The 11,400-nt window shown below is 72.2% G+C and carries 7 protein-coding genes; 5 read left to right on the top strand and 2 right to left on the bottom strand.

Features of this window, described 5'->3' with window-relative positions; genetic code table 11:
- Positions 1 to 466: 466 nt before the first annotated feature.
- Both AB0H87_RS29820 and AB0H87_RS29815 read right to left on the bottom strand, forming a co-directional pair.
- Positions 467 to 3,901 carry an AAA family ATPase gene (locus AB0H87_RS29820; RefSeq protein WP_360152866.1) on the bottom strand — a complete coding sequence of 1,145 codons (3,435 nt, stop codon included), beginning with the start codon at positions 3,899 to 3,901 and terminating at the stop codon, positions 467 to 469.
- A gap of 38 nt (positions 3,902 to 3,939) precedes the next feature.
- A complete protein-coding gene (locus tag AB0H87_RS29815; protein ID WP_360152863.1) occupies positions 3,940 to 5,163 on the bottom strand; it encodes a hypothetical protein in 1,224 nt (407 codons plus the stop codon).
- 76 nt (positions 5,164 to 5,239) lie between these two features.
- Here AB0H87_RS29815 and AB0H87_RS29810 point away from each other — a divergent pair, with 76 nt between their 5' ends.
- From AB0H87_RS29810 to AB0H87_RS29790, 5 genes are all read left to right on the top strand, one after another.
- Positions 5,240 to 6,430: a citrate synthase gene (locus tag AB0H87_RS29810; protein WP_360152860.1), complete on the top strand. Its 1,191-nt coding sequence runs from the start codon at positions 5,240 to 5,242 to the stop codon at positions 6,428 to 6,430.
- Positions 6,431 to 6,546: 116 nt separating this feature from the next.
- Entirely contained in the window at positions 6,547 to 8,142 is a 1,596-nt protein-coding gene (locus AB0H87_RS29805) for an ATP-binding cassette domain-containing protein (RefSeq protein ID WP_360152857.1), read from the top strand.
- 9 nt (positions 8,143 to 8,151) lie between these two features.
- Positions 8,152 to 8,547, top strand: coding sequence for a TOBE domain-containing protein (locus tag AB0H87_RS29800; RefSeq protein ID WP_360152854.1), 396 nt, complete (start codon positions 8,152 to 8,154; stop codon positions 8,545 to 8,547).
- 53 nt (positions 8,548 to 8,600) lie between these two features.
- Positions 8,601 to 10,604, top strand: coding sequence for an FAD-dependent oxidoreductase (locus AB0H87_RS29795; protein ID WP_360152851.1), 2,004 nt, complete (start codon positions 8,601 to 8,603; stop codon positions 10,602 to 10,604).
- A 61-nt stretch (positions 10,605 to 10,665) separates the two neighbouring features.
- Positions 10,666 to 11,292, top strand: a complete 627-nt coding sequence (locus AB0H87_RS29790; RefSeq protein ID WP_360152848.1) for a TetR family transcriptional regulator — start codon at positions 10,666 to 10,668, stop codon at positions 11,290 to 11,292.
- Positions 11,293 to 11,400 lie beyond the last annotated feature (108 nt).

The raw sequence follows: 11,400 nt of genomic DNA, 5'->3' as shown, positions 1-11,400 counted from the left end.
GCCGCGACCCACGACTTGCCGCCGGGCTGTCAGGCGGTCGCGGGCCCGCGGGTTCTTGAGTGGCGCGGCCTGCGACTTGCCTGCGAGCCTGGCGGGCGGTCACAGGGCCGCGGCACTTCACCGCGACCCGCCCGCGAGAATCGGCATTGGTCGCCTCCCGGGCGAACCATAAGCCTTGTTCGTTCCGATGAAGTGGGTGTGAGTCAGCGGTCGATCGCCGGAGGGAGGCTCGGGATATAGGCAGGCAGCAAGCGGCAGTGAACCGCTCGCGGAAATCGTCGCGGTCCCACGGCGTCATCGTTAGCGGCGCGTCGTGCGTGGGTGCGCGCGGCCCACGGAGGCGCCACGCCCCGCCGTGCCGCCGTCACCGAATCGACCGGACCTTGCTCTGGCCGCCGACCGCGGCCACCACGAACTTTGACGGGCAGCGAGGATGGCCGTGCTGCGGCTGGCCAAGCGGCCTTGGTCAAAGCCGCCAACTGGTGCGGTCGGACGGCGAGTAGCGGCACGTGGACCCGGTCGAGACCGCGTCGCGGAGGTGGCGGGCCAGGTCCGGGTGGCGTTCGTCGATCTTGCGTAGCGTGTCGCGGATCCGGGCCGTCACCGTCTTACGGGCCCGTTCGGCCTCGTCGCCCAGGTTGCGTGTGCGGCCGCCAAGACCCGCCGCGGCGCGTAGCTCGTCGATCAGGGCCCGACGCTCCGCGTCGAACGCGGCCAGCCTGCCGGTGTCGCCGCGATCGGCGGCCAGGTCGATGGCCTCGTCGAGCTCGCTCAGGCGACGTTTGTAGCGGGTCTTGGCCTCCTCGTCGAGGACCGGGTCGCTGCCCATGCGGCGCGCCGCCAGGAGTTCCGGGCCTGCGGCCGGGTCCAGCAGCACCACGGCCGCGATGTCCGCGCCGGGGTGGCTCAACAGCTCATGGAGGTCGCGTAGGCCCTTGGCGTCGGGCAGGTGCACGACCCGGCCGGCGAACGCCAGCCGCCACACGTCCCCCTCGCGCCGGAACTCGGCAGCCATTGCACCCGCCGCCGTGTCATCCACGCCGGCGCCGGCGCCTCGGCTCACTCCATCGTTGCCGGCGGTGGCCGGATCGAGACCATCGCCGCCGTTGGGTCGCCCGCCACCATGGCCGGGGCTATCCGGGTCCGTGTACCGGTGGTTGGCTTCGGTCTCAGCGCCGCCGCGCCCGTCTCTATGACCCCCCACCGGCGGACCAGGCTGATTCGCACCAACGCCCGCCGCCGGATCGGCCCTGAATTGCACACGGTTCGAGGCACCATCTCGCTCGACGCCTGGGTGCCGGACTCGGGCCGGCGGGGCCGCCAGCTCGCTAGGGCGGGTCGCCAGGGCTCGCGCCTCGTCCGCCACATGGGGCATGTCCAGCGCCGCGGCCTCGCGCTCCACTTCGGACAACAGCTCCCCCGCAGGCTTGCCGCGGGCCAGCAACGCCGCAGCCAGGCCCAAGCGGGCCAGGACCGACCACGGTCGCGCCCCCAGCGCACCAGCGCCGCGCTCCGCGCGGATGAAGCCCTCCTCCGCCTCGTCCCACCGCTCTTCCGCCGCCTCAACGCGGGCCAGCCACAGCTCCACCGGCCCGCTGATGTCGCACCCGTAGAGCGCGACCAGCCACTCACCCCGATGCGGCTCGAACGCCGCCCGGGCCTGGGCGCACAGGTCCGGATCACGTGTCAGCACCGCCAGCTCCGCGACCAGCCGCAGATAAAGCGGCTCCATCCAGCGCTTGTAGGACCGGTCGCTGGCGTCGACGTCAGCCAGGTGCCGCAACCCCGGACCCGGGTCGCCCTGTGCGACCGCGGTCAAGGCCGTGACCAGCGGGTAGTAGGGCGCGTGCGCGGTTTCGCGGACCTCGAGCAAGCGGGCCGCCTCGGCGAAGCGGCCGCGCAGCATCAGCAGCGCCCACCGCAGGTGTTGGCCCATGTAGGCGTTCTCGTCCTGCGCCCCGTCGATGAACGCGGACAGGTCGCGCTGCAGCGTGACCGCTTCGGCGAAGTCGCCGCGCAGGGTCGCGATGATGCTGCGGTCGATGTTCGACATCATCCGGGCCATGGCCAGGTCGACCTGCTCGGTCATCACGTGCAGCGCCTGCAACTGCTCGTAGTAAGCCGGGTCGCCCATCTCCAGCAGCGCCACCCAGCGCAGCGACGCCGCGAAGGCCGCTGACTGCCAGTCGTTGCTGCGGCGCGCCACCGTTTCCATCTCGGCCATCAGCGCCGCGCGTTCGTGGGCGGAGCCCAGGCCCCAGATCGAGTCGTGCCGGGTCCACAGGCTGAACGCCAGCGCCTCGTCGTTGTGGTCGGCTCGGGCCACCATCTCCGTCCGGGCGATCAGGTCGGCGACCAGGCGCTCGCGCGGCAGGTCGGGGTCGTCGCCGGCGCCGACGAAGCGGGCGTGCGCCTCGCGGAGCAGGGCTTCGATCTCCGGACCCCGGCTGCTGCGCGGGCCGCGGTGCCGCTCGGCGACCAGCGCGACCCGGGCCAGCGCGCCCGGATCGTCCAGTGAGCGCGCCACCGAAGCTGCCAGCGAGATCTGGGACCACGCCTCTTCGCGGGTGATGCCGTGGAACAGCTCCGTCGCGAGGTCGAGGTGCAGGATCACCCGCCGCGCCGGGTCGTCGGCCGCCCGTTCCAGCGCCCGGCGGAAGTGGTTGTGCGCCTCTTCCGGCGCCAGCCGGCCCGACGCGTCGCGGGCGGCCGCCACCAGGTGGTCGACCGCCAACCCCGCCGGCACCGCGTCGCCCGCCGCGTAGGCGTGCCGCGCCAGGTCGGCCGGGAACAACCGGCTCCGCAAGGCCGGGTTGTCCGAGACGGCGAGCACCACAGCCGCGTGCCGCGCGCGTCGCGCCTCGTCGGGCAGCGCGTCATAGAGCGTCTCGCGGACCAGGTCGTGACCGAACGCGAACCGCCCGCCGCCCCGGCCGACCACGAGCCGCGCCGCGATCGCCTGGTCGAGCAGGCGGTCGACCTGCGGCACCGGGGCGGCGACGACCGCGGCCAGCAGCTGCCGGTGGAACTCGTGCCCGAGCACCGACGCCGCGGTCAGCAGCTCGACCAGCGCGGTCGGCAGGAGGTCGAGCCGTCGCCGGACGGTGTCGCGTACGCCAGGCGGAATTGCCGTCAATGAGCCGTCGGCCCGCCACAGCCGCGCGGTCTGCTCGACGAAGAACGGGTTGCCGCCCGTGCGCCGGTGCACCTCGGCGACCAGATCGGCGTCGGCCGGCCGACCGGCGACGCGCTCGATCAGCGTGCCGACGTCGGGCGGCTCGAGCCCGGTCAGCGTGACCGTCGTGGCCTTGGCCTGCAGCGGCAGGAGCAACGGCCGCAGCGGGTGCGCGGTCGACTCGACCTCGACGTCGCGGTAGGTGCCGATCAACAGCAGCCGCTCGAACCAGGTGTGCTGCGCCGCGAACTCGAGCAGCCGCAGCGAGGCCGCGTCGGCCCAGTGCAGGTCGTCGAAGACCACCATGACCGGCGCGTCCTGCGACGCGGCGACCAGCGCGGCGGTGACCTCGTCGTAGAGCGTGAACGCCTCGTCGTCAGGGTCCGAGGTCTTGCCGAGCAGGACCGCCAGCGCGCCGCCGCCCGCCTCCTGGATCGCGGCCCAGACCTCCGGGTCGGATTGCCGGCGCAGCCCCCGCAACGCCTGCACCCAGGGCCAGTAGCCCGGCGCGCTCTCCGAATCCCAGCAGCGCCCGCCGATCACCGTCACGCCGCGCGCCCGGGCCTCGTCGACCGCGCCGGTCACGAGCGTGGTCTTGCCGATCCCGGCCTCGCCGGTGACCAGGACCAGCCCGCCGTGGCTCTCGGTCACCCGGTCGATCTCGGCACGCAGCACCGCGGCGGGATGCTCCCGCCCAATGACCGTCTCGCCCACCCGGGTCCCCATGACCCATAGACGGTATCGGACCCCACCGACACTTTCGGTTACGCGAGGTGGCCGGGGTAGAGCAGGGCCAGCTGATGCGGGTACGCCGCGATGAGCCGCAGCTCGTCGTCGGTGAGGGGCCGGCCGGTCGCCGCGTTGCAGAGCTGCACGAGCTTGAAGGTCAACTCCGGCTCGCTCACCGCGACGCCGAGCCCGTCCATGACGTGCCGGAAGCCGGCCATCCCGCCGTACTCCCCGGTCAGCACGACCCGGCCGGCGCGCGCGTGCCAGTCCTCCGGATAGGGCCCGAGCACGTCCTCGTCGTACAACTCGTAGTTGCGGTGGTCCTTGAGCGCGCCGTCCGCGTGGATGCCGGACTCGTGCGCGAAGGCGTTGCGCCCGACCCCCGGCTGGTTGATGGGCAACGGCTGGCCGAAGGCGTACGCGGCCCAGAACGCGAACCGGCGGGCCCACGAGAGATCCAGCGGATCGCCGATCTCCACCTCGTCGGCCACGCCGAAGCCGTTGCGCAGCGCGAGGATCGTCGAGACCAGGTCGGCGTTGCCCGATCGCTCGCCGATCCCGTTGACACATGTGTTGATCCAGGCGTCCTGCCCGGCGTCAAGGTCCCCGAGCGCACCGGCGACGGAGTTGGCGACGGCCATGCCGAGGTCGTTGTGGCAATGGGTCTCGACCGGCATGCCGACCGCGCTGGCCAGCTTGGCGAACCGCTCCCCGATCCGCCCCGGCGTCTCGCCGCCGATCGTGTCGCAGTAGCGGACCCGGTCCGCGCCCGCCTCCTTGGCGGCCAGCGCGAACTCGGTGAGGAACGCGAAGTCGGTGCGTGAGCCGTCCTCGGCGTTGACACCGACCGTTTCGACGCCGGACGCCTTAGCGGCGCGCACGGCGGCGACCATCTCCGCGATCACGGCGGCCCGGTCGAACTTGCCGCGGAACTTGTTGCGCAGCATCTGGTCGCTGGTCGAGATCGAGAGGTTGTAGTGCTTGAGCCCCAGCGGCGCGGACGCGAGCACGTCGCCGGCCACCGCCCGGGTCCAGCCGGAGAGCCGCAGGTCGCCGAACGCGCCGGCCTCGGCCAGGGCGACCTGCGCCCGGACGTAGGGCACCTCGTGGAACAGGAATGGGAAGCCGATCTCGGACTGCGCGACGCCGAGCCGTGCCAGGTAGAAGTTGACCATCGTCTTGCCGAACTTGGACAGCCCGGTCCGAGCCGTCTGGACGCCGTCGCGGTTGGTGACGTCGAGAAAGTGAATGCGTGGCATAGCCTCAGGTTGACACCGGATGTTGCGAGCAGTCAATGTTGACTAAAATCAACATGGACGATGGTACGGAGGCGCGATGGAGCAGCTCACGGGCTGGTTGACGGCGGCCGAGGCGGCCGAGCGGCTGGGTGTGAAGCCAGCCACGCTGTACGCGTACGTCAGCCGCGGCGTGCTCGCCCGCCGGCGCTCCCCCGCCGGCCAGAGCCTCTTCGACCCCACCGAGGTCGAGCGCCTGGCCCGGCGCGGCCGACCGCGGCGGACCACCGGCGCCTCCGAGGTGGTGATCGAGTCCGGCATCACGGCGCTCGGCGCGGACCGACCGTTCTATCGCGGCCGTGACGCGCTCGACCTCGCTGCCGGCGCGTCGTTCGAGGAGGTCGCCGAGGGCCTCTGGACCGGTTCGTTCACCGCCGGCCGTCGCGACTGGCGGGCCGGCGAACCGGCGCTGGCAGCCGGGCGGGCGGCCGCCGCGGCATTGCCGCCCAACGTGTTGCCGCTCGACCGGATCCAGGCGATCCTGCCCGCGCTGGCCGCCACCGACCCGCTGCGCGGCAACCTCGACCCGGCGGCGGTGGTCGACGTCGGCCGCGCCCTGATCGGCGGGATCGTCGACTGCCTGCCGCCGGCCGGGGAGCCCGGGGACACCAGCATCGCGGCTCGGCTCGCCGCGCGGCTCGGTGCGGAAGACCGGTTCGTCGACGGCGTACGCACAGCGCTGGTGCTGCTGGCCGACCACGAGCTGGCGGCCTCGACGCTGGCCGCCCGGGTGGCCGCGTCCGTCCACGCGGACCCCTACGCGGTGGTCGCCACCGGCCTCGCCACGGTCAGCGGCGCCCTGCACGGCGGCGCGTCGCTCGGCGCGGAGGCGCTGCTCGACGCGGTCGCGGACCCGGCGGGCGCGGACGAGGCGATCGGCCTGCGCCTGCGCCGCGGCGAGCGGATCCCCGGCTTCGGGCACGCGGTCTACAAGTCCGGCGACGGCCGGGCGGGCGTGCTGCTCAACCGGATCACCACCGCCGCGCCGGACCATCCGGTGCTGGCCGGCGCCAACGCGCTGCTCGCCGCGGCGGCACGCCGGCGCCTGCCGGAACCCAACATCGACTTCGCCCTCGCCACGCTGACGCGGGCCGCCGGGCTGCCCACGGGGTCCGGCGAGGCGATCTTCGCGATCGCCCGCATAGCGGGTTGGTTGGCGCACGCGATGGAGGAGTACGAGCGGCGCACGCCGCTGCGGCTCCGCGCCGTCTATATCGGACCCGCGGACTAATCGCTTGGCGAACCGGTGGAGCCGGGTTACCGTGGTCGCTCGGAACCGATCAGAGAGGGGCAGGCCGATGCGGATCTGAGGTTGTCGACGCTTTCCGACAACCCTGGAGGACCGCCATGTCTCCTGCCGTTCTATTTTCCGATCTCACCTTTGCCTGGCCTGACGGCGAGCCTGTCTTCAACGGGCTCGACCTGGTCGTCGGCCCGGGCCGCACCGCTCTCGTCGGCGCCAACGGTTCCGGCAAGTCCACCCTGTTGCGCCTGGTCACCGGCGCCCTCACACCGACCCGGGGCACCGTCCGGGTGGAGGGGGTGCTGGGCTACCTGCCGCAGGATCTGACCCTCGACGCCGAGCGCACGGTCGACGACGTGCTCGGCATCGCGCACACCCGGCGGGCGGTGGCCGCGATCGAGCGCGGTGGCACCGACCCGGAGCTCTATTCCACCGTCGGCGACGACTGGGACGTCGACGACCGTACCCACGAAACGCTCGACCGCCTTGGCCTTGGCCACGTCGGCCTGGACCGGCCGGTCGGCACGCTCTCCGGTGGCGAGGCGGTGCTGCTCGGGCTCGCGGGCCAGCTGCTGCGGCGGCCGGGCGTACTCCTGCTGGACGAGCCGACCAACAATCTCGACCGCGCCGCGCGGGACCGCCTTTACGAGACGGTGGCCGCGTGGTCCGGCGTGCTGCTCGCGATCAGTCACGACCGCGAGCTGCTCGAGCTGGTCGACCAGGTGGCGGACCTGCGGGACGGCGCGGTGCGGCTGTTCGGCGGCACGTTCAGCGAGTACGAATCGGTGCTGGCCGTCGAGCAGGAGGCCGCACAGCGGGCCGTGCGGGTCGCGGAGAGCGACGTGCGGCGGCAGAAGCGCGAGCTGGTCGACGCGCACGTCAAGCTCGCGCGGCGGGTCCGCTACGGGCAGAAGATGTGGGACAACAAGCGCGAGCCGAAGGCGGTGATGGCCGAACGCAAGCGGCAGGCGCAGGTTTCCGCCGGCAAGCATCGCGGGCTGCACGAGGACCGGCTCGCGGGCGCGCGGGAGCGGCTCACGTCTGCCGAGGAGGCGGTCCGCGACGACGCGACGATCCGGGTCGACCTGCCGGCCACCGCCGTGCCCGCGGCGCGCCGGGTGCTCAGCGTCCGCGAGGTGGCGCTGCGCGGCGGGGCCAGGCTCAGCCTCGACGTGTACGGGCCGGAGCGGATCGCGCTGGTCGGCGCCAACGGGGCGGGCAAGACCACGCTGCTGTCGGCGATCGCCGGTCGCGTTCCGGAGTTCGCCGGCACGATCGACGTTCCGGTGCCGGTGCGGTTGTTGCCGCAACGACTCGACGTACTCGATGACGAGCTGTCGATCGTCGCCAACGTGCGGCGGTTGGCGCCCGCGGCGGGTGACAACGCGATCCGGGCGCGGCTGGCCCGGTTCCTGTTCCGCGGCGCCCGCGCCGAGCAGGAGGTGGGCACGCTCTCGGGCGGCGAGCGGTTCCGGGCGACGCTGGCGGCGCTGCTGCTGGCCGAGCCGGCGCCCCAGTTGCTGCTGCTGGACGAGCCGACGAACAACCTCGACCTGGCCAGCGCGCGGCAGCTCAGCGAGGCGTTGGCCGCGTACCAAGGTGCCCTGGTGGTGGCCAGCCACGACCTGCCGTTCCTGCGCACGCTCGGAATCACCCGTTGGCTGCGCCTCGACGGCGTGTTGCGGGATGGTTCGCCCTAGGCTTGCGGCGTGGTGCGGTTTCGGATCAGCGAGGCGGCTGAGCTGCTCGGCGTCAGCCCCGACACGGTGCGTCGGTGGATCGACGCCGGGCGGCTGCCCGCCGATCGCGACGAGCACGGTCACCGCCTGATCGAGGGCAGCGAGCTGGCCGCGTTCGCGCGGGCACAGCACGAGCAGGCCGAGAGCGGCGACACGTCCGCGCGAAACCGATTGCGCGGCATCGTCACCGCGGTGGTCAAGGACGGTGTGATGGCGCAGGTCGACATCCAGGCCGGCCCGTTCCGGATCGTCTCGCTGATGAGCCGGGAGGCGGTCGACGAGCTCGACCTGCGCGTCGGCTCGGTCGCCACCGCCGTCATCAAATCGACGACCGTCGTAGTGGAGAAGGCTCCTTCGCGGCGTTAAAGTCATCGATATCGAGCGGCGGCGCGCTCACCCCGATCCGGGAGGAGAGCATCGTGCCGTCCATCTCTCGTCGCGCCTTGTTGCGGGTCGGCGGCGCCGCCGTCGTCGCCAACGGTTTCGCCCGCCAGGCCCTCGCCGCGCCGGTCGTGTCCGCCGATCTCGTCATCTACGGCGCCACCTCGGGTGGTCTGGTCGCCGCGATCCAGGCGCGGCGGATGGGTCGCAGCGCGCTCGTGTTGGAGCCCTCGAACCATCTGGGCGGGCTGACCACCGGCGGGCTCGGGCAGACCGACAGCGGGGTTTCGGGGTCCATCAGGGGGATCGCCGGCGAGTTCTATCGGCGCGTCCACGCGGCCTATGCCGGGACGCCGGTGACGCCGACCTCGCCGGGCCGGTTCACGTTCGAGCCGCACGTGGCCCGGGCGGTGTTCGACGCGATGCTGCTCGAGGCCGGTGTGCCGGTCTACTTCGGAGTCTCGTTGGCGTCCGTCACGAAGTCCGGCAACCGGTTGGTGGAGGTGGTGGGCGGCAACGGGCAGGCGTTCCGGGGTGGGATGTTCGTCGACGCGTCTTACGAGGGCGACCTGATGTCGCTGGCCGGGGTTGGCTGGACGGTCGGGCGCGAGAGCAACGCGCAGTATGGGGAGACCATCAACGGCGTTCAGCTCCGGAGTGGACACCAGTTCAACTTCCCGGTTTCGCCGTACGTGGTGGCCGGTAGCCCTTCCTCGGGGCTGTTGCCGGGCATCTCCGCCGCGCCGGTCGCGCCCGCTGGGTCCGGGGACGGGCTGATCCAGGCCTACAACTACCGGATGTGCCTGACGCAGGCGGCGTCGCGGATCCCGTTTCCTCGGCCGGCCGGCTATGACGTGGTCCGTTACGAGTTGCTGCTCCGGTATATCCAGGCCGGGTGGAACGGGCCGTTCTTCACCACGCACGGGGTCGGGAACGGCAAGACGGACTCGAACAACAACGGTGCCTTCTCGACGGACTTCATCGGTGGCAACTATGCCTATCCGACCGCGTCGTACGCCGCGCGGGAGAGCATCGCGGCCGACCATCGGACGTACCAGCAGGGGCTGATGTGGTTCCTGGCCAACGACCCGCGGGTGCCGTCGGGGATCCGCACCGCGACCGCGTCGTGGGGTCTGGCGGCGGACGAGTTCACGGCTACGGGCGGGTGGCCCCCGCAGTTGTACGTGCGGGAGGCGCGCCGGATGCTCTCCGCGCACGTGATGACGGAGCGCAACTGCCGGGGCCAGGAGCCGGTGCCGGATCCGGTCGGGCTGGCCAGCTACACAATGGACTCGCACAACTGCCAGCGCGTCGTGGTCGGCGGAGTGGTCCGCAACGAGGGCGACGTGCAGATCGGGGTGCCCGGGCCTTATGGGATCAGCTACCGGTCGATCGTGCCGCTCGAGTCGCAGTGCGCGAACCTGCTGGTGCCGGTCTGCCTGTCGTCGAGCCATATCGCGTACGGCTCCATCCGGATGGAACCGGTCTTCATGATCCTGGGCCAGTCGGCGGCGACGGCGGCGGTGCTGGCGTTGTCGGCCTCGTCCGCGGTGCAGCAGGTCCCCTATTCGACGCTGCGCGCCCGCCTGCTGGCCGATGGTCAGCTGCTGCAGTGGCCGCCGCCCGCGGGGCCGGGCGAGGTGGTGGTCGACAGCCACGACCCGTCGGTGACGCGGGCCGGCACGTGGGTGTCCAGCACGTCGATCGGGGGTTACTGGGGCACGGACTACGAGCACGACGGCAACACGGCCAAGGGGGTGAACCGGTTGCGCTTCCGCCCGAACCTGCCGTCGGCCGGGACGTACACGGTGTACCTGCGGTGGACCGCGGACCCGAACCGGGCAAGCAATGTTCCGGTCGACATCGTCCACAGTGGCGGCGTGACGACCCGTGTCGTGGACCAGCGGGCGAATGGCGGTCAATGGGTTTCGCTGGGTGCTTACACGTGCGCGGCGGGGGTCGGCGCGAGCGTGCTGATCCGCACCGAGGCGACCAATGGCTACGTGATCGCGGACGCCGCGCGGTGGGTGCTGACGGGCTGATGTGGCAGGGCCGTTCGGTAGGCTTTCGGGGATCGACCACGTCTACGAAGGGTCCGGCACGATGCCCCGCAGGAGCGCCGCCGAGGGGGAGCCCGCGACCCGGAAGGAGCGGGCGGCGCAGACCCGGGCGGCGCTGCTGACCGCGGCGCGCTCCCTGTTCGCGGAGCGCGGCTATCTGAACACCAAGATCACGGACATCACCGCGGCGGCCGGTCGGTCGACCGGGTCGTTCTACGAGCATTTCGCGAGCAAGGACGAGCTGCTCGAGGCGCTGCTGGCCGATCTGGAGAACGCGGCGGACGCGCGGTTGGCGGACGGGGGCCCGGAGACTGCCCACGACCTGACCGACCGGGCGCAGCTGCGGGAGCATCTCGCTATCGCGTGGTCGGTGATGTCGGAACACCGGCCGGTCACGGTGGCCTTGTTCCAGTCGATGATCGCGGCGGATCCGGCGTCCGGCCGGGCGTGGCACGATCTGACGTCGCGCTCTGAGACGCTTCGCGACCACCTGACCTACCTGCGCGACCGCGGCCATCCACTCCCCGGCGACCCGGAGTTGATCGGCACCGCCATCGCCGCGATGCTGTCGACCCTGAACTACGCCCTCCCGGACGCCGACGCGGACGCCGTCGTCGACACCCTCACTGATTTGCTCCTCACCGGCTTGGCCGGCGACCGAACCGCGTAGGAACGCGCCCGGCGGGAGCGACGGTCTGGACCACCGCGGACCCGGACCAAAGAAGAAAGGCGCCCCCGCCAGAGGAGCGCCTTTCCACTGGCCGATCCGGTTCAGCAC

The sequence above is a fragment of the Asanoa sp. NPDC050611 genome (assembly GCF_040654855.1).
Taxonomy (GTDB): domain Bacteria; phylum Actinomycetota; class Actinomycetes; order Mycobacteriales; family Micromonosporaceae; genus Asanoa.
This window is presented reverse-complemented; position numbering and strand designations above follow the sequence as displayed.

Excerpts from the sequence above, each read along its gene's own strand:
- AB0H87_RS29820 (WP_360152866.1), bottom strand. The coding sequence starts at position 3,901 with ATGGGGACCCGGGTGGGCGAGACGGTCATTGGGCGGGAGCATCCCGCC.
- AB0H87_RS29815 (WP_360152863.1), bottom strand. The coding sequence starts at position 5,163 with ATGCCACGCATTCACTTTCTCGACGTCACCAACCGCGACGGCGTCCAG.
- AB0H87_RS29810 (WP_360152860.1), top strand. The coding sequence starts at position 5,240 with ATGGAGCAGCTCACGGGCTGGTTGACGGCGGCCGAGGCGGCCGAGCGG.
- AB0H87_RS29805 (WP_360152857.1), top strand. The coding sequence starts at position 6,547 with ATGTCTCCTGCCGTTCTATTTTCCGATCTCACCTTTGCCTGGCCTGAC.
- AB0H87_RS29790 (WP_360152848.1), top strand. The coding sequence starts at position 10,666 with ATGCCCCGCAGGAGCGCCGCCGAGGGGGAGCCCGCGACCCGGAAGGAG.